We start from the raw sequence: 23,269 nt of genomic DNA, 5'->3' as shown, positions 1-23,269 counted from the left end.
TCAGGCAGCCCTGTGACCGGTGGTTTCATCGGAGGCGTCCTCACCCAGGCTGTTGCGCAGGAAGGCCCGCTCCAGCGACGGATCGATCACGCACTCGTACCCTTCCAGCCGGGCCACCAGCTTGCCGCTGCTGCGCTCCAGGAACTCGATGTCGGCAGTGGCGCCGTGTTCCCGCTCGGCAGTGACCCGGATAACGGTCTGGACGCCGTCTTTGGGGAAGCTCTCCCCGTACTGGCGGTAGCGTCCGGCAAAGCAGGGAAGCGAGGCGGCCCCGAAGCGGTGGAAGCTCCAGAGAATCATCAACTGGAAGGCGCAGTCCAGCGCCAGGGGATCGGTGAGCCAGCTGCTGCGCAGCGGTTGCCTGATCCAGCGGGACGGCGCCGGTGCAGCGGCCACCCGGGCGGCGATCCCCTTGGGGGAGCAGCTGCTCACCTCCAGAATCCCCTGCAGATCCGGGCCGTGGAACAGACGGTGGGGATCGTAAATCCTGTTGTTCAGCGGCGCGTAGGGGGCCAGGGGCGGATCGGGCAGGGAGCGGATCCCTTCCGGCAACTGCTTGGCCAGCACCACTTCTCCCTTGGCGTGAAGCAGAGGCCGCTCGTCGCCTCCGGGGGTGGAGACCAGTTCCACCGGCACCAGGTAGAGGGAATCGCGCTTCTCGGCCCGGCCGGCCCTGACCTGCAGGCTCAGGCGCTGCCCCGCCTCCAGGGTGACCCCCTTGCAGATGCGCAGATCATTCATGCCGTGGAAGTACAGACCGGGGTTGCCGTGCAGCGCCCCCTGGGAAAGCCATTCCATGGTTACGGCCATGGGCAGCACAGCCCGGCCGTCCATGACATGGGAACGGAGGAAGGGGAACTCCTCGGAAGTCAGGGTGATGGTGAAGGCCGTTGTCAGCGGTTTCGCGGCAACCGGCGCGGCAGCGGCGCGGGCTTTCCCCTCTGCTGCGGCCAGGGCCACCACTTCAACCGGTCCCCCGCACGCCGCGATCTCCCTGATCAGCAGGTTCCCCCCCGCTGTGAGGGAGATCAGGCCGATCCCTTCGTCGGCAAAGACCTTTTTCAGAGACGGGGTCACCATGCCGCCGTCCCAGGGCCCCCAGTTGAAGCTGATCACCCGGCAACCGGGACGTCGCCGGGATTCCGCCTGGGCCAGCTTGTTCAGCACCTCGTTGGCCACGGCATAGTCCACCTGTCCCTTGCGACCGAACCGGCCGGTGGTGGAGCCGAACAGGGCGATGAAGCGCAGGTCGTCCCCGGTGGTGGCTTCAAGCAGCGCCCGCAGGCCCGCCACTTTGGTTGCGTAGACCAGGTTGAACTGCTCCCGGGTCTTGTCGACGATCAGGCGGTCGGCCAGCACGCCGGCACCGTGGACGATCCCCCGGATCGGCCCGAACTCGCTGCGGATGCTCTCCAGCAGCGTTGCCACGGCACCGGTGTCCCGAATATCCACGGAGCGGTAGATGGCCCGTCCGCCGGCAGCCTCGACCCGCGCCAGGGTATGGCGCAGTTCACGGCCGGCAACAATGGTGCGGTACTGCTCCTCGATATCACGGGGATGGAGCTTGCCGGCGGCATGTTCCAGGATGCCCCGCTTGATCCGGCTTTCCTCGGTGAGTCCCTGCAGCCACTCCGGCTCCGGCAGCAGTTCCGAGCTTCTGCCCAGCAGCACCAACAGCGGCTTGAAGGCCCCTGCCAGGGCCACCACCGCGGCAGTGGTGACGCCGCGGCCGCCGCCGGTGACCACCACCACATCCCCCGGCTGGACCGGCGACGTGACCGCAGCCACCGGCTCCGGCAGATCGGCCAGCTCCAGACCGCTGCGCTGCTGCGGTGTGAGCCCCACCTCCACCGGGCCGCTGCGGAACAGCTCCGCGGCAACAGCGCCGGCAGCGGCAGCCGGGTCGGTGAAACCGCCGAGGTCAATGGCCTTGCAGATGACATCGGGCCATTCCCTGCTTGCTGTCTTGGCCAGGCCGGCCAGACCGCCGGAAAGCGGGTCGGCAAGCGTGGTTTCTGCACCGCAGCCGAAGAAGCCGTCAAGGCGGGAAACCGTGGCAAAGAGTGCGCCGCCGGCCCCGGCGGCACGACGCAGGGAAGGGGCGGCGCTGCGCAGCAGCCAGAAGGCGTTTTCCAGAAACCGGTCGTCGCAGCCGGTGGCGGGTGCCACCAGCACCAGACCGGCAATATCGGCCCGGGAGGTGTCAGGCTCCGCCTCGGACGGGTCCACCAGCCGAACGGTGTGACCGGAGATGCGCAGCAATGCGCAGAGCTTTTCGGAGAGCGGCGAGGCGTCGTTGGTTACCCAGATTTCGCCGTCCCTGGCAATGGTAAGCTGGTTGGAGTCGGCCGGCAGCATGAGCGGTCTGATGGCGCTCCGTTCCACCACCTGCGGCGGTTCCTCCGCTGGTGGCGGAATTTCCTGCATGCCCGCTGCCTCAGGAACTGCCGGAACAGCGGCGACAGGGGCGCTGCCTGCTCCCAGGTAGGCGGCGATATCTCCCAGGGTACGCAGGGTGCCCAGGTGTTCGGGGCCGATCACCGGCGAGCCGGGCAGGCGCTCCTGCAGGGCGGAGAGAATTTCCACCCGCTTGATGGAGTCGATTCCCAGGTCGGAATCCATCCCCATCTCCAGTTCCAGCATCTCCACCGGGTAACCGGTCTTCTCCGCCACCACCGCCAGCAGGGTTGCAACCACCGGCGCGGAAGAAGCGGGGGAAGCAGGTGCGGCACCAGCCGGAGCAGCAACGGGCGCAGCAGTACCTGCTCCCAGGTAGGCGGCGATATCTCCCAGGGTACGCAGGGTACCCAGGTGTTCGGGGCCGATCACCGGCGAGCCGGGCAGGCGCTCCTGCAGGGCGGAGAGAATTTCCACCCGCTTGATGGAGTCGATTCCCAGGTCGGAATCCATCCCCATCTCCAGTTCCAGCATCTCCACCGGGTAACCGGTCTTCTCCGCCACCACCGCCAGCAGGGTGTCCACCACCGGCGCGGAAGAAGCGGGGGAAGCAGGTGCGGCACCAGCCGGAGCAGCAACGGGCGCAGCAGTACCTGCTCCCAGGTAGGCGGCGATATCTCCCAGGGTACGCAGGGTACCCAGGTGTTCGGGGCCGATCACCGGCGAGCCGGGCAGGCGCTCCTGCAGGGCGGAGAGAATTTCCACCCGCTTGATGGAGTCGATTCCCAGGTCGGAATCCATCCCCATCTCCAGCTCCAGCATCTCCACCGGGTAACCGGTCTTCTCCGCCACCACCGCCAGCAGGGTGTCCACCACCGGCGTTGCCGGGACAACCGGAGCGGGAACGGCAGCCGCCGCCACCGGAGCCGATGGAACCGGTGCCGCGACAACCGGCGACAGTGACGATGCCGGGGACGGTTGGGGGGGGGCTGCCACAGGCAGCGGCAGTGTTGCCGGGACCAGGGCAGCGGGGCTGCCTCCCTGGGCGATCAACTGTTGCTGTGCCAGCAGGGTCTGGATGGTGCGGGTGGCTGCCTCCTGGCCCTCAAGAAAACGACGGTGCAACTGGGCGGTTTCTTCCTGCATCTTCTGCAGGACCGCCATCCCTTCGCGGGTAACCCGCAACGATTCTGCCAGGGCATCGCGGGAAGCGGGCTGGGCGGAAATCGTTGTAGCTTGCGTCTGTGGTTTCTGCATGTTCTGTCCCTGGTGTTCAATCGTTACCTGAGCTACAGCCGGGCGTTCAACCGGTGGCCGCTTGGGGCGGGGCTTGACGTAGTTGGCGCCGTTGATCCCTACGGTCAGGGCCGGTTTTCTGGCCGGAGCCTCCGGCGGCTGGTACGACTCGTCCCAGGCGGCAATCCTGACCGGATAGCCCAGGGAGGCCAGCCGGGCCAGGCAGCGGGCCAGATCGGCCACACCGGAGCGTTTGCCGGAGGAGGCATCCAGGGCCAGGGCAACATGGGGCCGTTCCCCCAGGATGGCGGACACCAGGCCGGTGAGGCGGGCGCCGGGGCCCACTTCCAGGAAGGTGCGTACGCCGGCCGCGTACATTGCCTCGATCTGGGCAACGAACTCCACCGGGCGGGCCAGCTGGTTGGCCAGCAGGGTTTTGGCCGCAATCGGGTCGGACGGATACTCGCCGGCTGTGCTGTTGGCATAGACCGGCAGCCGGGGAGTGCTGAACTCGATGCCGTGCAAGGCCGACATGAACGGCTGGGCCGCATCGGCCACCAGGGAGCTGTGGAAGGCGGCTGCAACCGGCAGGCGCTTGGCGGTGAGTGTGCGGGCGGCACAGGCGGCAGCGGCCCGCTCGATCTCGCTGCTGCTGCCGGAGAGCACTGCCTGGGACGGTGCGTTGCGGTTGGCAATGACCAGGTCAAGCCGTTCCTCTGTCAGCATCTGCTCCACCGTTGCCAGTGGGGCGGCCACTGCCAGCATGCTCCCCTTGTCCCCCTCGCCCTCGGCCATCAGGCGGCCCCGCAGCCGGGAAAGCAGGTGCAGGGCTTCCTCGTCCATCCGTCCGGCAACGCAGAGGGCGGTCAGTTCACCGTAGCTGTGACCGGCCGTTACGGCGGGGATGCACTCGAAACCGGCCAGGAGCTTGGCTGCCCCCAGGCTGACCGCGCCGATGGCCGGCTGGGCCACCCTGGTATCCCGCAGCGCTGTTTCCTGTTGTTCCGCGGTCTCGGCATCAAAGGGACTGGGGGGGTAGATCAGGTCGGACAGCAGGTGGTTGTTGGCGGGGATGAAGTCCCGGTCGGCGGCGGTCAGGGTTTCGCGCAGTGCGGGAAAGCTGCAGGCCAGATCCCGCAGCATGCCGGTGTACTGGGATCCCTGGCCCGGAAAAAGCATGGCCAGCGGGCCGGGGCAGGGACCGGTGGCGTAGCAGATGCCGTCGGGGCTGGTCCAGGCGCTGTCGGCGCTCTTGACCAGCAGGCGGCGGGCGTTTGCCGTCACCGCACCGAGGGAATTCACCCCCTGTTCGACCACAAAGGCCAGACGGCAGGGATCGTTGCTCTTGAATGCGGCGCGGGATGCTTTGGCGTGGCTGCGCAGCTCATCGAGCGTTGGCTCCGTTGGCAGGGAGACCAGCAGTTCATCCAGTTTTCCCGGAGTGGCGGCGGAAAAGGTAAAGAGCTGCACGGTGCCGTCCCAGGCGATCTGCTCCACCTGGTTCTGATACTCCTCCAGCACCAGGTGGAAGTTGGAACCGCCGAAGCCAAAGGCGCTGACCGCGGCGCGACGCGGCGTGGTGCCGCGGGTGAGCCAGGGGCGCTTGCTGGTGGAGAGGTAGAAGGGGCTGCGCTGCGCCGTCACCTCCGGCAGCGGCGTGCGTACCTTGATGGTGGGGGGGAGCACCCGGCGGTGCAGGGCCAGGGCCGCCTTGATCAGGCCTGCTGCGCCGGCCGCCGCCTTGGTGTGACCGATCTGGGACTTGACCGACCCCAGGGCGCACCAGGGGGTGTCGGCCTCGCCGTACACCGCCCGCAATGCGGATGACTCCACGACGTCGCCGGCCTTGGTGCCGGTGCCGTGGGCCTCCACCAGGCCGATGCTGTCCGGGGTGACCCCGGCTTGCCGGTAGGCGTCCTGCAGGGCCTTCTGCTGTCCTGCGCTGCTGGGGGCGTAGATGGCATCCCCCTTGCCGTCGCTGGAGGTACCGATCCCCTTGATCACGGCGTAAATCCGGTCGCCGTCCCGCTCGGCGTCGGCCAGGCGCTTGAGCACCACGATCCCCAGCCCCTCACCCAGGATGGTGCCGTCGGCACTGCCGTCGAACGGCTTGGCGTTGCCGGTGGGGGAGAGGGCAGGCGTCTTGCTGAAACAGGTGTACATGAAGATGTCGTTGAAGGTATCCACCCCGCCGGTGATCACCATGTCCGACGTGCCGGAGGCCAGCTCCAGGGCTGCCAGGTGCACGGCGGAGAGCGAGCTGGCACAGGCGGCGTCCACCACGCAGTTGGTTCCCCCCAGGTCGTACTGCTTGCTGATGCGGCCGGCAACCACGTTACCCAGCAGGCCGGGGAAGGAGTTTTCCTGCCAGGGGACGTAGGAATCGGCTATACGCTGCACCACATCTTCGGCAACGGCCTCATCGACCCCTGCTTCCTTCAGGGCCTTGCGCCAGACCGGATGGCCCAGGCGCGCTCCCAGCGGGATCACCAGCTCCAGGGTGCCGGTGACCCCCAGGATAACGCTCACCCGGCTTTTGTCGTACTCCCGTCCGGGACCGTAGCCGGCGTCCTTCAGGGCCCGCCCCGCCGCCACCAGTCCCAATAACTGGGAGGTGTCGATGGCCTCCAGGGCGTTGGGGGGGATGTTGAACTCCATCGGGTTGAAGTCGAGGGTGGAGAGGAACCCGCCCCGGTTACCGTAGGTGCGGTCCGGGCTTTTCTGGTCCGGGTCATAGTAGTCGGCAAGGCTCCAGTGGCTGGGCGGCACCTCGGTGATGGCATCCGTGCCGTTTTCGATGAGGGACCAGTAGGCGGCCACGTTGTCCGCCTTGGGGAAAAGACAGCCGATGCCGATGATTGCCAGGGGAACGGTGCTGCCGGCGGCAGCGGTCCGAGTGATATCTGTGGTCACCTGAGGTACTCCTTGATGGTATCGGGTTCAAGCGGCTCCACCCGCAGGGCGTTGTCAAGCTGCACCCCTTGGCAGCGGAGCTGGTTGGCTCGGCTGATGACGGCAGCGCCGAACAGCAGGTTCAGGGCAACGGTGCGGACGGTGCGGTGTTCAGGCCGGGCCAGGAAGGTGCCGGCAGTCCATTCGTTGAAAGCCCCCATGGCCGGGCCGCACCAGACCTGGTAGTCAATCTTGCGGGCCGGGTCGCCATCCTTGGCCCAGTGGGCAGCCTGCCCCAGGTACCAGCGGAACACCAGGGCCATGCGGTGCTTGGGCTCCCGCTCGGCCCGCTCCACCTGGGCCGGGTCCCGCTTCAGAAAGAAGCTGCGGGTTTCCTGCCAGATCTGCTCCAGCGGAGCCAGGAACAAGGTCTTTTCCAGTTTTTCCCGTTCAGCTGCCGGGATATCCTCCAGGCTGCCGTAACTGCGGTACAGGTCGAACAGCCGGGCGGCCCGCATCGGGAACATGGTGCCCCGCTTCAGCACCTGTACCGTGACCCCCATCTCGAACATGTCGGCTGCCGGAGCCATGGTGACGTCGGCCTGCCGGGTTTCGGCCAGCATGGCCCGCACGGTATCGGAAGTGCCGGATTCGACGCAGGCCTGATGAGCCGAGCCCACCATGATCCAGGCGGCTCCCAGGGTAAAGGCGGCGGCGGCCGCTTCGGGGCTGCCGATGCCTCCGCCAAGCCCCACCCGCAGCGGGCAGGAATAGCCGTGCTTCTGCTGCATCCGCAATGCCACCGAGCGGATGGTGGGGAACAGGGCCAGGGCGGGCCGGTTGTCGGTGTGGCCGCCGGAATCGGCCTCGGCGGTAATGTCCTGGGCCATCGGAATATGGGCCGCCAGTTCTGCCTGCTCAGGGGTGATCAGGCCGTCGTTCAGCAGGGCCTGCACCAGCTTTTCCGGGGGCGGCGAGAAGAAACGCTCCGCCAATTCTTCCCGGGACACCTTGGCAATGATCCGGTTGGGGGTGACAATGCTGCCGTCAGGGGCACGGTGGATGCCATGCAAACGATAGCGGACAAGAGGAAGGGTCAGCTTGAGAAAGGCGGACGCCTCCACCAGCCGCACCCCTTTGGTGATGAACAGCTCGGCCAGGGCTGCTTCAAGGTCCGGTTCGTGGGGGGAGTGGATCAGGTTGCAGCCAAAGGGAACCCCGCTCTGCAGCAGCCGGTCGACAGCCGACTCCACTGCGGCGAGCGGCAGACCGGCAGCACCGAAGAAACCGAGCATACCGGCCCGGCCCAGCTCGAGTGCCATTTCAGCCGAGCTGATCCCCTTGGCCATGGAACCGCCCAGGTAGGGATAGCGGATGCCGAGGTCGACACAGAACGCGGCATCGCCCAACCGCTCCAGAGGACAGGGGGCGGCATGGGCCATCAGCGGCAGTGCCTGGGGGGAGGGCTGCGCACACCCCAGGTGGACAATGCCGCTGTCGGCAGCCATAAGCCTGTTTTCCTGCTGAATCAGGTACACCGGCCGGCACAGGGTGCGGAGCTGATCGGCAAGGTTCTTTACCTGAGCCGGTTTTGCATCAGGCAGGTACCACCCCGGCGAGGTGATGGCGGCGGCAGAAGTAGCATCAAGCGGCACGGTGTGTCTCCCGGCAAAGTGTTTGATATCGGCATCTGAAAATAAAAATATGTATACATAGAGGAAAATGCCTGAAAATTCAAGCTAAACCTGCTGCTGTTGCCAGCCGGTCCGGTTATGGCAAAGATGGGGCTTGACACCGGCAGGACGATGCTATAGTGGGGATATTCCGGCTAAAATGTAATGGATTCTACTGATACAAGGAGAACAGCGCGTATGAGTCTGGTGAAACTGTACGATACCACCCTGCGGGACGGCACCCAGGCCGAGGATATTTCCTTTCTGGTTGAAGACAAGATCCGTATCGCCCACAAGCTCGATGAACTGGGTATTCACTATATTGAAGGGGGATGGCCCGGCAGCAATCCCAAGGATGTGGCCTTTTTCAAGGATATCAAGAAGTCAAAACTGTCCCAGGCCAAGATAGCCGCCTTCGGTTCCACCCGGCGGGCCAAGACCACACCGGACAAGGACCACAACATCAAGACCCTGATCGCCGCCGAGCCGGATGTGATCACCATTTTCGGAAAAACCTGGGATTTTCACGTCAGGGAGGCGCTGCGCATCTCCCTGGAGGAAAACCTGGAGCTGATCTATGACTCCCTGGAGTTCCTGAAACAGAATACTCCGGAAGTCTGTTACGATGCCGAGCATTTCTTCGACGGCTACAAGGCCAACCCGGACTACGCCATCAAGACCCTGCAGGCCGCCCAGCAGGCCAAGGTGGACTGCATCGTGCTCTGCGACACCAACGGCGGCACCATGCCGTACGAGATCGCCGAGATCATCTCGGCGGTCAAAAAACATATCACGACGCCGCTGGGAATCCACACCCATAACGACGGCGAGTGTGCCGTGGCCAACTCGATCCAGGCGGTGCACCAGGGGATCGTGCAGGTGCAGGGGACCATCAACGGTTTTGGCGAGCGTTGCGGCAATGCCAACCTCTGCTCCATCATTCCGGCCATCAAGCTGAAGCTGAAAAAGGAATGCATCAGCGACGAGCAGTTGCGCCACCTGCGTGAAGTCTCCCACTTCGTGTACGAGTTGGCCAACATATCCCCCGAGAAACGTCAGGCCTACGTGGGCAAGTCGGCCTTTGCCCACAAGGGCGGGGTCCATGTGAGCGCCATCCAGCGCCACCCCGAAACTTACGAGCATATTCGTCCCGAAGTGGTGGGAAACTCCACCCGGGTGCTGGTCTCCGACCTCTCCGGCCGCTCCAACATCCTGGCCAAGGCCGAAGAGTTCAACATCAACCTGGACAGCAAGGACCCGGTCACCCAGGAGATTCTGGAGTCGATCAAGGATATGGAGAACCGCGGCTTCCAGTTCGAGGGAGCCGAGGCTTCCTTTGAGTTGTTGATGAAGAAAGCCCTCGGAACCCACAAGAATTACTTCCAAGTCATGGGATTCAGGGTGATCGACGAGAAGCGTACCGACGACCAGAGCCCCACGGCCGAGGCCACGGTCAAGGTCAAGGTCGGTGGCAAGGTTGAGCACACCGCCGCCGAAGGTCACGGACCGGTCAACGCCCTGGACAATGCCCTGCGCAAGGCACTGGAAAAGTTCTACCCCAAGCTGAAGGAAGTAAAGCTGCATGACTACAAGGTGCGGGTGCTGCCGGCCGGCCAGGGGACCGCATCCTCCATCCGGGTACTGATCGAGTCGGGTGACAAGCAGATGCGTTGGGGTACGGTAGGGGTATCCGACAATATCATTGATGCTTCGTATCAGGCGCTGCTCGACAGCATTGACTTCAAGCTCCACCACTCCGAAGAGAAATAGCGTCCCACGGGATTGCACCATGAGCCGGCAGCGGATCGCCATGCTGGTGGTTATTGCCGCTGCAACCGGCTACCTGTTGCTGACGGGCCGTCATTGCGGGATCTCTTCCGCGGTGGCGGCCCGTGCCGTTTCAGTTGAGCCGGCCACCTGGGTCGGTATTTCGGGTGACGTCCGTTTTCCCGGCCTGTTCCCCATTGGTGCCAACAATATGACGACCACAGCCATTTTATTGACGGAGCCATATTGTTCGCTTTCCCTGAATCTTTCCATGCCGAATTCACCGCTTGGAGGGCGGGTGCGGGTGGTCTGCCCCCAGCCCCCGGGAGATGCCGTCATAGAATACCTGCCCCTTGCTGTCAACGAGCAGTTACTTTTGAATATTCCGCTGGACCTCAATCGTGTCACAGCCGCTCACCTGGAAAAAATTCCGGGAATCGGCCCGGTCATGGCGGAGCGCATCATACAGAGCCGCCAAAAAAATGGCGGTTTTTCCTCTGTTTCTGAGCTGAACATGGTGGAGGGGATCGGGGATGCGACCGTGCGCCGCTTGTCCAGATACCTGCAAGTAGTCGATACCAAAAGAAAATATTAAGCAGCTACGCTGGATGTGCAGTGGTTGGCACGCAAGATGTATAGAAACTCCTCACCGGTTTCTCTTTGCTATGACATCATTCAACTGTGAGGGAGGGTTTCGTCATGAGGTGCCCACGATGCAATGGCCGTATGTTCGCAGAAACCTACTATGATTTCGTCCGGTCTTTTGACGCCTGGAAATGTAGCTGCTGCGGCGAACTGCTTGATGCGACCATCCTTCTGAACAGGAATCGTACTTCGTAATCAAGCAGGTAGCCTGCCCGCTGCCCTGAAGAATCACTCCAGCGAAGACCCCGGGCAACCGGGGTCTTTTCGTCTGTATAAGTACTTGACCCCGTGCCGGGCGAGTGCTATGGTACGCACCATATTTCGCCATCCTTTTAAACTAACCCCGTGAGGTTACAAAAGGTGCATCAGATCCAGCCAATATGTTTCGGGAAGGGCCTGTTCGCCTGCGTGCGAAGAGGCCCTTTTTTTGTGCCCGCACTTATTCAGAAAGGGGTAGAAACTCGATGACCGATCCAAGCGTACGAACCGTCATTCTTGACAGCAGCGGCATCCGCAGAGCACTCACCCGGATATCCCACGAAATTCTGGAGAAGAACAAAGGGCTTTCCGATGTGGTGCTGATCGGCATCCAGTCCGGCGGCGCCCACTTGGCGCGGGAAATATCCCGCTGCATGGAAATTATCGAAGGGGAACGGGTGCAGACCGGCTCTGTGGATATCACCCTCTATCGGGATGATTTCAAAAGCCAGACGCCGCACAAGTCGGTGGGTAAGACCGATATCGCCTTCTCCCTGGAAGGAAAGCGGGTGGTGCTGGTCGATGATGTGCTCTATACCGGACGCACCATCCGGGCCGCCATGGACGCCTTGATGGACTACGGCAGGCCGACCTGCATTCAACTGGCGGTGCTGATTGACCGGGGACACCGTGAACTGCCGATTCGCCCCGACTACGTGGGCCGTAACGTCCCCACCAGCCAGAAGGAGAATGTCGAGGTGTTGTTCGACGACAAACTGCAACCGCTTGAGGTCATTCTGGAAAAATAGGGGAGGAGAAGGGTCATGGAGTTCAGGCACAAGCATATCATCGCCTTGCGCGACCTGTCGAAGGACGATATCGAATTGCTGCTTGCCACCGCTGAAAGCATGCGGGAAGTGAACAGTCGCGACATCAAAAAGGTACCGACCCTGCGGGGCAGGACCATCATTAACCTGTTTTATGAATCCTCCACCCGCACCCGCACATCGTTTGAAATTGCGGGCAAACGACTCTCCGCCGATACGATCAATATTTCTCCGTCAACCAGTTCCGCCACCAAAGGGGAAACCCTGGCCGACACGGCGTTGAACCTGCTGGCCATGAAGCCGGATATTATCGTGATGCGCCACGCGGTTTCCGGCTCCCACTACTTTCTGGCCAACAAGATTAACTGTTCCATCATCAACGCCGGTGACGGTGCCCATGAGCATCCGTCTCAGGGGTTGCTGGACATGCTGACCATGAAGGATCGTTTCGGCCGCCTGGACGGCCTGAAGGTGGCCATTGTCGGCGACATAACTCACAGCCGGGTAGCCCGCTCCAACATCCAGGGGCTGACCAAGATGGGTTCCCAGGTTTTCCTGGCAGGCCCCCCCACCATGATGCCGCCGGGGGTGGAAAAGCTGGGGAACGTCACGGTCTGCGGCACCATGAAGGAGGCGATTTCTGATGCCGACGTGGTGATGATGCTGCGCATCCAACAGGAGCGCCAGGGCAAGACCCTGATGCCCAATGCCCGTGAATATTCCCGTTACTTCGGTCTCAATCCGGACAACCTCAAGCTGGCCAAGCCGAATGCCATGGTAATGCACCCAGGGCCCATCAACCGCGGCGTGGAGATGTCCTCCTACGTGGTGGACGGCGACCAGTCCCACATTCTCAGGCAGGTGGAGAACGGTGTGGCGGTGCGGATGGCGATGCTGTACCACGTCTGCGGCGGAGAGCTGGAGTAGGGGCACCCCCGCGCGTGGCTGCCCGGTCTAGAATCTGTTTTGGGCGACCACATCGGGTCGCCTCGACATTGAAAACTTACGAGGTAACTCAATATGAATCTTCTGATCAAAGGCGGCAGGGTGATCGATCCTTCCCAGCATATCGATGGGGTGATGGATGTTCTGGTGGAAAACGGGCTGGTGAAGGAGCTGGGCCAGGGGCTGACTGCGCCGACAGGCGCAGAGACCGTCGATGCAAGCGGCAAATACGTGGTGCCGGGGCTTATCGACATGCACGTCCATCTGCGGGACCCCGGTCTTGAGTATAAGGAGGATATCGTCTCCGGCACAAAAGCCGCGGTTGCGGGCGGTTTCACTTCGGTCTGCTGCATGCCCAACACCAAACCCTGCATCGACAACAAGGCGGTGGCCACCTACATCATCAACAAGGCAAAAACCGAAGGGTTCTGCAACGTTTTCCCGGTGGGCAACATCACCTACGGCATGAATGGCGAGCGTTTGGCCGAAATGGGCGACCTGAAGGAATCAGGCTGCGTGGCGGTGTCCGATGACGGCAAGCCGGTAAAAAACAGCGAACTGATGCGTCGGGCGCTGGAATACGCCAAGGGGATGGGCATTCTGGTGATCTCCCACGCCGAGGAGCTGGACCTGGTGGGCGCCGGGGTGATGAACGAAGGCTTCACCTCGACGGAACTGGGACTGAAGGGAATCCCCCGGGTAGCTGAAGATATCGCCACGGCCCGTGAAGTCATGTTAGCCGAGTATACCGGTGCCCCGATTCATATCGCCCATGTCTCAACCGAGGGGGCAGTTCGGATCATCCGTGATGCCAAGGCGCGGGGAGTCAAGGTGACCTGCGAGACCGCCCCCCATTACTTTACGCTTACCGACGACGCGGTGCGGGGGTACAACACCAATGCCAAGATGAATCCGCCCCTGCGGGAGGCTTCCGATGTGGCAGCCATCAAGGCGGGGCTTCGCGACGGCACCATCGACGCCATTGCCACCGACCATGCGCCGCACCATCTGGATGAGAAGGATGTGGAGTTCAATGAGGCCATGAACGGTATCATCGGTCTGGAAACCGCGCTTCCCCTTTCCCTGGCCCTGGTTGACGACGGGGTGCTGACACTTCAGCTGCTGATTGAAAAAATGACCTGTAAGCCATCTGATATACTCGGGCTTGGCCGGGGAACCCTGAAGGCTGGTGCCGTAGCCGACCTCACGGTGATCGATCCGAAGAAGCAGTGGACCGTAACCGCAGAGTCACTTGCCAGCAAATCCAAGAATTCCCCTTGGTTGGGACAGACCATGACCGGGGCTGCCGCCTGCACGGTAGTTGGGGGCAGGGTGGTATTCAGCGGCCGCTGAACGACGGAGGAACGACTTGTGATCAGGACCAAGCGGATCTACGATCAGCCTGCAGCCGATGACGGCCGGCGTATCCTGGTGGATCGTCTCTGGCCCCGCGGCCTTTCCCGCGAAGAAGCCCGGCTTGATCTCTGGATGCGGGAGATTGCCCCGTCGGACGAGCTGCGTCGCTGGTACGGACACGATCCCCAGCGCTGGGAAGAGTTCCGGACCCGTTACCGGCAGGAGTTGTACAACCAGAGCCAGGCGCTTGCTGAACTCCGGCGCTGGTCCAATGATGAAACCGTGACCCTGCTGTTTGCGGCAAAAAACATTGAGCAGAACAACGCCGTTGTTGTGAAAGAAGTAGTTGAGTCATTTTCATAAAGGAGTACCAAGTCATCATGAAAGCGATCCTCGCGCTGGCAGACGGACGCATCTTTGAAGGGAAATCATTCGGAGCAGGCGGAGAGGCCACCGGCGAAGTGGTGTTCAACACCGCCATGACCGGTTACCAGGAGGTGCTGACCGATCCCTCCTACAAGGGGCAGATGGTCACCATGACCTATACCCAGATCGGCAACACCGGTATCAACCCCGAGGATATCGAGAGCCGGGGGCTGTTTCTGTCCGGCTTCATCGTGCGGGAGTACCTGGATTTTCCCTCCAACTTCCGCTCCACCATGACACTGGATGCCTATCTGAAAGAACATGGCGTGGTGGGAATCCAGGGGATCGATACCCGGGCCCTTACCCGTCACCTGCGGGACAAGGGAGCCCAGAACGGCATCATTTCCACCGTCGACCATAACCATGCCTCCCTGATTGCCAAGGCCCGGGCCGTTCCCAGCATGGCCGGACTCGATCTGGCTTCCGGCGTCTCCTGCGACAAGCCGTACCACTGGACCGAAGGGCTGTGGACGCTGGGGGAGGGGTATCCCCAGGTCGATCCGGCGACGCTCAGGTACAAGGTCGTGGCCTATGACTTCGGCATCAAGTACAACATCCTGCGCTGTCTGGTGGATGCCGGCTGCGACGTGACCGTGGTGCCGGCCACCTTCCCGGCGGAGGAGGCACTGGCCTTGAATCCGGACGGTATCTTTCTCAGTAACGGGCCCGGCGACCCGGAGCCGCTTGCCGAATCAATCGAGATTATCCGGACGTTCATCGGCAGAAAACCGATCTTCGGCATCTGCCTGGGTCACCAGTTGCTGGGTCTGGCCCTGGGGGGCAAAACGGTCAAGCTTCCCTTCGGCAACCACGGTTCCAACCTGCCGGTCATGGACATGGCAACCCGCAAGGTGGAGATCACCTCCCAGAACCACGGTTTTGCGGTGGATCTGGATTCGCTGGGAGATGCCGCCTGCCTGGGACATGAGAACCTGAACGACCAGACCGTGGAGGGGATCAGCCACTGTGCACTGCCGATCTTCTCGGTCCAGCACCATCCTGAAGCCTCGCCCGGACCCCATGATTCGCACTATCTGTTTGGCAGGTTCGTAGAACTGATGGAGAAGAACCGGTAGGGGGGCGTGTGGCCGCCCTGTCTGGTTGTCCGTGTTGACGTTGTCGGCAGGGCAATCCCATGGGGTGCCCCTGCCAAAGACCATGAAATATCTCGATCTCTATCAATCAGGCGAGCTTTGTGCGCGGGTTCGTGAGGCCTACGGCAGATTGGCCGCCTGCGATCTTTGTCCGCACCGCTGTGGAGTGAACCGGATCAAAGGAGAGCAGGGCAGGTGCCGCAGCGGCCTGAAGCCGGGCATCGCCTCGGCCAACCTGCATCGTGGGGAAGAGCCGCCCATCAGCGGCAGTCGGGGATCAGGCACCATCTTCTTCTCGGGCTGTACCTTGCGGTGCGTTTTCTGCCAGAACTTTCCCATCAGCCAGCAGGGGGCCGGCGAGACCATTTCAACCGGTGAGCTGGCCAGGAAAATGTTGCATCTGCAGAAACGGGGAGCCCACAACATCAACCTGGTGACCCCCAGCCACTGGCTGCCACAGTTCCTGGCGGCGCTCTGGCTGGCCGTTCCCCAGGGGTTCCGGCTGCCGATCGTCTGGAACTCCAGCGGGTACGAAACGGTGGATGCGCTGCGCCTGCTTGACGGTGTTGTCAGCGTTTATCTGCCGGATATGAAGTACAGCGATGAGCTTCAGGCAGACGAGCTGTCCGCGGCACCGGGGTATCCTGACGTGAACCGGGCGGCTGTTCAGGAGATGCTGCGCCAGGTGGGACATCTGCAGGTGGATGACAACGGGATTGCGCTGCACGGGCTGATCATCCGCCATCTGGTGCTGCCGCAGGGCAGGGCCGGCTCAACGGAAACCCTGCCCTGGATTGCGGAAAACCTGGGGCTTGAGACGCATATCGCCCTGATGAGCCAGTATTTTCCGGCCCACCGGGCCGCCGCACTGGCGGGAATCAATCGCAGCCTGATTCATAACGAGTATGATGCTGCCGTGGAGGCGCTGGAAGCCGCAGGGCTGGAAAACGGCTGGGTGCAGGAGCTGGATGAAGAGCGAGGCCCGGTGTGAGAACCGTCGTACTGCTGGTCATCTCCAACATTTTCATGACCTTTGCCTGGTACGCCCACCTGAAGAACCTGAGCAACCGGCACTGGTTCATCGCGGTGCTGGTCTCCTGGGGAATCGCCTTTTTCGAGTACCTGGTACAGGTGCCGGCCAACCGGATCGGGTACAACGGCTCATTTACCCTGGCGCAACTGAAGATCACCCAGGAGGTGATCACGCTGGCGGTTTTTATTCCCTTTGCGGTCTTCTACATGGGGGTGCCGCTGAAGCTGGACTACCTCTGGGCCGGCTGTTGCCTGGCCGGGGCTGTTTATTTCATCTTTCGCTGATACCAACACAAAGGAGTGTTGCCTGCTATGCCCAAACGAACCGACATCCACAAAATCCTGATCATTGGTTCCGGTCCGATCATCATCGGCCAGGCCTGCGAGTTTGACTATTCCGGCACCCAGGCCTGCAAGGCCCTGCGGGCCCTTGGCTATAAAATTGTGCTGGTCAACTCCAACCCGGCCACCATCATGACCGATCCCGGCATGGCTGACGTGACCTACATCGAGCCGCTGAACGTGCCGACTCTGACCGAGATCATCGCCAAGGAGCGGCCCGATGCCTTGCTGCCCAACCTGGGGGGACAGACCGGTCTGAACCTCTCCAGCGCCCTGGCCGAGGCCGGCGTGTTGGAGAAATATGGAGTCAAGGTGATCGGCGTTAACCTGGATGCCATCAAGCGCGGTGAGGACCGCGAGACTTTCAAGCAGACCATGGACGCACTGGGCATCGAGATGGCCCGCAGCGATATTGCCCACTCCCTGGATGAGGCCAAGGCGGTGCTGGAAACCATCGGTTTCCCGGTGGTGATCCGACCGGCCTACACCATGGGGGGCACCGGCGGCGGATTTGCCTACAACATGGAAGAGTTCGAGACCATCGTCAACCGTGGCCTGTCGGTCAGTCCGATCAGGCAGGTGCTGGTGGAGGAGTCGATCCTGGGCTGGGAAGAGCTGGAGCTGGAAGTGGTGCGGGATGCCAAGAACCAGAAGATCACGGTCTGCTTCATCGAGAACGTGGACGCCGTGGGGGTGCATACCGGCGATTCTTTCTGCACCGCCCCGATGCTGACCATCAGTCAAGAACTGCAGGATCGCCTGCAACGCGACGCTTACAAGATCGTTGATGCCATCGAGGTGATCGGCGGCACCAACGTGCAGTTCGCCCACGACCCCACAACCGGCCGGGTGGTGGTGATCGAGATCAATCCCCGCACCTCCCGTTCCTCGGCTCTGGCCTCCAAGGCTACCGGCTTCCCGATCGCCCTGGTTTCAGCCATGCTGGCCGCCGGCATGACCCTGGACGAGATTCCCTACTGGCGTGACGGTTCCTTGGAAAAATACACCCCCTCCGGCGACTACGTGGTGGTCAAGTTTGCCCGCTGGGCCTTCGAGAAGTTCAAGGGGGTGGAGGACAAGCTGGGCACCCAGATGCGGGCCGTGGGCGAAGTGATGAGCATCGGTAAAAACTACAAGGAGGCGCTGCAAAAGGCGATCCGCTCCCTGGAGAACGGTCGTTACGGCCTGGGTTTTGCCAAGGATTTCAACAAGCGCAGCCTGCCCGAGCTGCTGGAGCTGCTGGCCGAGGCCACCAGCGAGCGACAGTTCATCCTGTACGAGGCGCTGCGCAAGGGGGCCGGTATTGAGCAGCTCCACCAGCGCACCCATATCAAGGTCTGGTTCCTGGAGCAGATGAAGGAGCTGGTGGAACTTGAGGAAAAGATTCTTGCCCACAAATGGGGCCAGCTGCCGAACGAATTGCTGATACAGGCCAAGCAGGACGGATTCTCGGATCGCTACCTGGCCCAGCTCCTCCACGTTCCTGAAGAACAGATCCGAGAGCGGCGTCTCACGCTCGATATACTGGAGTCGTGGGAACCGGTGCCGGTCAGCGGTGTGGAGGATGCGGCCTACTATTTCTCTACCTACAACGCACCGGACAGCGTGGCGGTTTCGGCGCGCAAGAAGATCATGGTGCTGGGTGGCGGCCCCAACCGGATTGGCCAGGGGATTGAGTTCGACTACTGCTGCGTGCACACCGCCTTTGCCCTCAAGGATGCCGGCTATGAGACCATCATGGTCAACTGCAACCCGGAGACGGTTTCCACGGACTACGACACCTCGGACAAACTCTACTTCGAACCTTTGACCGTGGAGGATGTGCTGTCGATCTACGCCAAGGAGCAGCCGGAAGGGGTGCTGGTGCAGTTCGGCGGCCAGACGCCGCTCAATATCGCCCGTCAGCTGCAGGAGGCAGGCGTCAGGATCATCGGCACCCAGCCCGATACCATCGATCTGGCCGAGGACCGTGAGCAGTTCAACGCCATGATGCGTAAACTTGGCATCCCGCAGCCCGAATCGGGCATGGCCAGCAAGCTGGAAGACGCCATCGTGATTGCCGAGCGGATCGGTTATCCGATCATCGTCCGCCCCTCGTACGTGCTGGGCGGCCGGGCCATGGAGGTGGTCTACGACGAGGAGATGCTGCGGGAGTATCTGGCCAAGGCGGTGGATGTCACCCCGGAGCGGCCGATCCTGATCGACCGTTTCCTTGAGAACGCCATCGAGGCCGAGGCCGACGCCATCAGCGACGGGGTTGACGCCTTCGTACCGGCGGTGATGGAACATATCGAGATGGCCGGGGTCCACTCCGGCGACTCGGCCTGCGTGATTCCGCCGGTCAATATCCCGGCCAGGCATATCGCCACCATTGACGAGTATACCCGCCGCATTGCCGTGGAGATGGGAGTGGTGGGGCTGATGAACATCCAATACGCCATCGCCGATGACAAGGTCTACATCCTGGAGGCCAACCCCCGGGCCAGTCGCACCGTGCCGCTGGTCTCCAAGGTCTGCAACATCCCGATGCCGCGCATCGCGGTGCAGGTGATGCTGGGGGCCAAGCTGAAAGAGCTGGGGCTGGCACGTAAGCAGTTGCCGCACTTCGGGGTCAAGGAGGCGGTTTTCCCGTTCAACATGTTCCCCGAAGTGGACCCGGTGCTGGGCCCGGAGATGCGTTCCACCGGCGAGGTGCTGGGGATGGCGCGGAGCTACGGCATGGCCTTCTACAAGTCCCAGGAAGCCACCGGCGGCCTGCTGCCGTTGGAAGGGGCGGTGCTGATCACTGTGGCCGAGCGGGATCGCGGACACCTGTCGGCAGTGGCGCAACGCTTCGTTGAGCTGGGCTTCTCGCTGCTGGCCACCCAGGGTACGGCTGCCTATCTGGAAAAGCACGGCATTGCAGCCAAACAGGTGCCGAAACTGTACGAAGGACGCCCCAACCTGGCTGACGTCATTACCAATAAAGAGGTCCAGCTGGTGATCAATACCCCATCGGGCAAGAGCAGTATCCATGACGATTCGTACATTCGCAAGGCCGCCATCAAGCACAAGATTCCATACATCACCACCATGGCGGCCGCCGTTGCCGCTGCCGAGGGGATCGCAGCCCGCAAGCATGGTCAGGAGGCGATCCGCAGCCTGCAGGAGTACCACGCATTGTTAGTGTAGAAAAGGAGCTCAACCTACATGCCGAAAAGAACCGACATCACAAAGATTCTGATCATCGGAGCCGGGCCGATCGTCATCGGCCAGGCCTGCGAGTTCGACTACTCCGGCACCCAGGCCTGCAAGGCGCTGAAGGAGGAAGGGTTCGAGGTGGTGCTGCTGAACAGCAACCCGGCTACCATCATGACCGATCCCGACTTTGCCGACCGCACCTACATCGAGCCGGTGACACCGGAGGTATTGGCGAAGATCATCGAGAAGGAGCGTCCCGATGCCGTGCTGCCGACGCTAGGGGGGCAGACCGCGCTCAACACGGCAGTGGCCGTGGCGGAGATGGGGGTACTGGACAGATTCGGGGTGGAGCTGATCGGCGCCAAGCTGCCGGCCATCAAAAAGGCCGAAGACCGCACTCTGTTCAAGCAGGCCATGGAAAAGATCGGGCTTGAGATGCCCCGCTCCGGACTGGCGCATAATCGCCAGGAGGCGATGGAGGTAATCAAGAAAGTCGGGTTTCCCGCCATCATCCGTCCCTCCTTCACCTTGGGAGGAACCGGTGGCGGTATCGCCTATAACATGGAAGAGTATGAACGAATGGCCATGGCCGGCATCGAGGCGTCCCCCACCGACGAGATTCTGGTTGATGAGTCGATCATCGGCTGGAAGGAGTATGAGCTGGAGGTGATGCGGGACACCGCCGACAACGTCGTGATCATCTGCTCCATTGAAAACTTTGACCCGATGGGGGTCCATACCGGCGATTCCATCACCGTGGCCCCGGCCCAGACCTTGACCGACAAGGAGTATCAACTGCTGCGGGATGCCTCCCTCAAGATCATCCGCGAGATCGGCGTGGACACCGGTGGCTCCAACATCCAGTTCGGCGTCAACCCCAAGGACGGCCGCCTGGTGGTGATCGAGATGAACCCGCGGGTGTCCCGTTCGTCAGCCCTGGCCTCCAAGGCCACCGGCTTTCCCATAGCCAAAATAGCGGCCAAGCTGGCCGTGGGCTATACCCTGGACGAGATCACCAACGACATTACCCGCGAAACACCGGCATGTTTTGAGCCGACTATCGACTATGTGGTCACCAAGATTCCCCGTTTCACCTTCGAGAAGTTCCCGGCGGCTGATGCCGTACTGACCACCCAGATGAAGTCGGTGGGGGAGGTGATGTCCATTGGCCGCACCTTCAAGGAGTCGTTTCAAAAGGCGTTGCGCTCCCTGGAAATCGGAGTCTGCGGATTGGATTCCAAGTTGTTCGATCTGTCCACCGAGACCCGGCGGGCGCTTTCGACCAGAGAGCAACAACTGCTTCTGGAAAAGCTGCGGACCCCCAACGCCGAGCGGATCTGGTACCTGGGTGATGCTCTGCGCAGCGGCATGACCGTGGAAGATATCTACCGCCAGACCGGGTTTGATCCCTGGTTCGTCAATAACCTCCGTCAGATCATCGAGAAGGAGGAAGAGCTGAAGGCTCTGCTCCCTGCCACGATTACCCGTGATCAGCTTTTTGAGGCAAAACAGTACGGTTTTTCGGACCGGATGCTGGCCACGCTCTGGAAGACTGGTGAGGATACGGTACGGGAGCTGCGCTGGAAGCTGGGGGTTCGTCCGGTCTACAAACGAGTGGATACCTGCGCCGCCGAATTCGTCGCCTACACACCATACCTCTATTCCACGTACGAAGAGGAGTGCGAAGCCGAAGTAACCGACCGCAGGAAGATAATCATCCTGGGTGGCGGCCCCAACCGGATCGGGCAGGGGATCGAGTTCGACTACTGCTGTGTGCACGGCGTCTTTGCGCTGGCCGAGGACGGCTACGAGACCATCATGGTCAACTGCAACCCGGAGACGGTTTCCACTGACTACGACACCTCGGATCGGCTCTACTTTGAGCCGCTGACGCTGGAAGATGTGCTGGAAATTGTTGCCAAGGAAACCCCCTGCGGCGTCATTGTTCAGTTCGGCGGTCAGACACCGCTGAAACTGGCGGTAGCCCTGGAAAAGGCCGGAGTTCCGATCATCGGCACCACTCCCGATGCTATTGACCGGGCGGAAGACCGTGAGCGGTTCCAGGAAATGCTGCACAAATTGAAGCTGCTGCAACCGGCCAACGGTACGGCCCGCTCCTGCGACGAGGCGCAAGAGGTGGCCAACAGGATCGGCTATCCGGTGGTCGTGCGTCCCTCCTATGTACTGGGAGGACGGGCCATGGAGATCGTCTATGACGTGGAGAATTTGCGACGTTACATGACGACTGCGGTGCAGGCGTCGCCTGAGCACCCGATCCTGATCGATAAATTTTTGGATGCAGCTATCGAGGTCGACGTTGATGCCCTCTGCGACGGCACCTGCGTGGTGATCGGCGGTATCATGGAGCATATCGAGGAAGCCGGCATCCATTCCGGCGACTCGGCCTGCTCGTTGCCACCGTACTCACTGCCCCAGAGGATTATCGACGAAATCCGTCGCCAGACCGAGATCATGGCACTGGAGTTGGATGTCAGGGGCTTGATGAACGTCCAGTATGCGGTAAAGAACGACACCATCTACGTACTGGAAGTAAACCCGAGGGCTTCCCGTACGGCGCCGTTCGTTTCCAAGGCCACCGGACGTCCCCTGGCGAAAATAGCCGCCCGGGTCATGGCGGGCAAAAGCCTCGCAGAACTGCATGTCTCCGGCGATATCGTACCCTCCTACTATTCAGTGAAGGAAGCGGTCTTCCCCTTTGTTAAGTTCCCCGGTGTGGATACCTTGCTTGGTCCAGAGATGAAATCCACCGGCGAGGTTATGGGGATCGGCGATAGCTTTGCCGAAGCGTTCGCCAAGTCTCAAATGGGGGCAAACGTCAAGCTCCCGCTTTCCGGCAGCGTCTTTATAAGTGTGCGGGATGAAGACAAGAAACTTATTGTAAATGCTGCTGAAAAGCTGTATAAGGCTGGTTTCGGTCTGCTGGCAACGGCGGGAACCGCCTCGTTTCTGGAGGAGAAGGGCATTCCGGTACGGCGCGTCAACAAAGTCAAGGAAGGGCGCCCCCATATCGTTGATGCTCTGAAAAACGGCGATGTGCAGCTGGTGATCAACACGACCCAAGGTGCTCAGGCTGTTGCCGACTCGTTCTCCATTCGGCGTGAAGCACTGATGCAGGGGGTTGCCTACTACACCACGACAGCCGGTGCAATTGCAGCAACCGACGCCATTATCAACTTGAAAGAGCAGGAACTGCGGGTTAAGCCGCTGCAAGATTATCTTGATCAGGAGCAGAAGTAAG

At 61.8% G+C, this 23,269-nt stretch carries 13 protein-coding genes; 11 read left to right on the top strand and 2 right to left on the bottom strand.

Annotated elements, in window-relative coordinates:
• A complete protein-coding gene (locus tag RAK07_RS06965) occupies positions 1 to 6,546 on the bottom strand; it encodes a type I polyketide synthase (protein ID WP_305732111.1) in 6,546 nt (2,181 codons plus the stop codon).
• On the bottom strand, positions 6,543 to 8,180 hold the full coding sequence (locus tag RAK07_RS06960; RefSeq protein ID WP_305732110.1) for a PfaD family polyunsaturated fatty acid/polyketide biosynthesis protein: 1,638 nt from the start codon (positions 8,178 to 8,180) through the stop codon (positions 6,543 to 6,545). Before RAK07_RS06960 ends, RAK07_RS06965 begins: the two co-directional genes overlap by 4 nt.
• Before the next feature lie 216 nt (positions 8,181 to 8,396).
• On the opposite strand from RAK07_RS06960, the gene cimA reads away from it, so the two are divergent.
• The 11 genes from cimA (at position 8,397) to carB (RAK07_RS06905) (ending at position 23,268) form a co-directional block, all read left to right on the top strand.
• Positions 8,397 to 9,968, top strand: a complete 1,572-nt coding sequence (cimA, locus tag RAK07_RS06955; RefSeq protein ID WP_305732109.1) for a citramalate synthase — start codon at positions 8,397 to 8,399, stop codon at positions 9,966 to 9,968.
• Between the two features lie 19 nt (positions 9,969 to 9,987).
• A complete protein-coding gene (locus RAK07_RS06950) occupies positions 9,988 to 10,560 on the top strand; it encodes a ComEA family DNA-binding protein (protein ID WP_305732108.1) in 573 nt (190 codons plus the stop codon).
• Between the two features lie 514 nt (positions 10,561 to 11,074).
• Positions 11,075 to 11,617: a bifunctional pyr operon transcriptional regulator/uracil phosphoribosyltransferase PyrR gene (gene pyrR / locus RAK07_RS06945; protein ID WP_305732107.1), complete on the top strand. Its 543-nt coding sequence runs from the start codon at positions 11,075 to 11,077 to the stop codon at positions 11,615 to 11,617.
• A 15-nt stretch (positions 11,618 to 11,632) separates the two neighbouring features.
• On the top strand, positions 11,633 to 12,562 hold the full coding sequence (locus tag RAK07_RS06940; protein WP_305732106.1) for an aspartate carbamoyltransferase catalytic subunit: 930 nt from the start codon (positions 11,633 to 11,635) through the stop codon (positions 12,560 to 12,562).
• 93 nt (positions 12,563 to 12,655) lie between these two features.
• Complete coding sequence (locus tag RAK07_RS06935) at positions 12,656 to 13,933, top strand: dihydroorotase (protein WP_305732105.1); 1,278 nt, start codon at positions 12,656 to 12,658, stop codon at positions 13,931 to 13,933.
• A gap of 18 nt (positions 13,934 to 13,951) precedes the next feature.
• A complete protein-coding gene (locus RAK07_RS06930; RefSeq protein ID WP_305732104.1) occupies positions 13,952 to 14,299 on the top strand; it encodes a DUF488 domain-containing protein in 348 nt (115 codons plus the stop codon).
• 17 nt (positions 14,300 to 14,316) lie between these two features.
• Positions 14,317 to 15,438, top strand: coding sequence for a glutamine-hydrolyzing carbamoyl-phosphate synthase small subunit (gene carA, locus RAK07_RS06925; protein WP_305732103.1), 1,122 nt, complete (start codon positions 14,317 to 14,319; stop codon positions 15,436 to 15,438).
• A gap of 82 nt (positions 15,439 to 15,520) precedes the next feature.
• Positions 15,521 to 16,447: a radical SAM protein gene (locus RAK07_RS06920; protein ID WP_305732102.1), complete on the top strand. Its 927-nt coding sequence runs from the start codon at positions 15,521 to 15,523 to the stop codon at positions 16,445 to 16,447.
• Positions 16,444 to 16,773 (top strand): DMT family protein, encoded by a 330-nt coding sequence (locus RAK07_RS06915; protein WP_305732101.1) that lies wholly within the window; start codon positions 16,444 to 16,446, stop codon positions 16,771 to 16,773. The genes RAK07_RS06920 and RAK07_RS06915 overlap by 4 nt, the downstream gene beginning before the upstream one ends.
• 27 nt (positions 16,774 to 16,800) lie before the next feature.
• Positions 16,801 to 20,001 carry a carbamoyl-phosphate synthase large subunit gene (gene carB / locus RAK07_RS06910; protein WP_305732100.1) on the top strand — a complete coding sequence of 1,067 codons (3,201 nt, stop codon included), beginning with the start codon at positions 16,801 to 16,803 and terminating at the stop codon, positions 19,999 to 20,001.
• Between the two features lie 18 nt (positions 20,002 to 20,019).
• Positions 20,020 to 23,268, top strand: a complete 3,249-nt coding sequence (carB, locus tag RAK07_RS06905) for a carbamoyl-phosphate synthase large subunit (RefSeq protein WP_305732099.1) — start codon at positions 20,020 to 20,022, stop codon at positions 23,266 to 23,268.
• Position 23,269: the final 1 nt, after the last annotated feature.

Origin of the sequence: Trichlorobacter ammonificans (genome assembly GCF_933509905.1) — a bacterium.
GTDB lineage: Bacteria > Desulfobacterota > Desulfuromonadia > Geobacterales > Pseudopelobacteraceae > Trichlorobacter > Trichlorobacter ammonificans.
This window is presented reverse-complemented; position numbering and strand designations above follow the sequence as displayed.

Excerpts from the sequence above, each read along its gene's own strand:
- RAK07_RS06940 (WP_305732106.1), top strand. The coding sequence starts at position 11,633 with ATGGAGTTCAGGCACAAGCATATCATCGCCTTGCGCGACCTGTCGAAG.
- pyrR (WP_305732107.1), top strand. The coding sequence starts at position 11,075 with ATGACCGATCCAAGCGTACGAACCGTCATTCTTGACAGCAGCGGCATC.
- RAK07_RS06935 (WP_305732105.1), top strand. The coding sequence starts at position 12,656 with ATGAATCTTCTGATCAAAGGCGGCAGGGTGATCGATCCTTCCCAGCAT.
- carB (WP_305732100.1), top strand. The coding sequence starts at position 16,801 with ATGCCCAAACGAACCGACATCCACAAAATCCTGATCATTGGTTCCGGT.
- carB (WP_305732099.1), top strand. The coding sequence starts at position 20,020 with ATGCCGAAAAGAACCGACATCACAAAGATTCTGATCATCGGAGCCGGG.
- RAK07_RS06950 (WP_305732108.1), top strand. The coding sequence starts at position 9,988 with ATGAGCCGGCAGCGGATCGCCATGCTGGTGGTTATTGCCGCTGCAACC.
- carA (WP_305732103.1), top strand. The coding sequence starts at position 14,317 with ATGAAAGCGATCCTCGCGCTGGCAGACGGACGCATCTTTGAAGGGAAA.
- RAK07_RS06920 (WP_305732102.1), top strand. The coding sequence starts at position 15,521 with ATGAAATATCTCGATCTCTATCAATCAGGCGAGCTTTGTGCGCGGGTT.
- cimA (WP_305732109.1), top strand. The coding sequence starts at position 8,397 with ATGAGTCTGGTGAAACTGTACGATACCACCCTGCGGGACGGCACCCAG.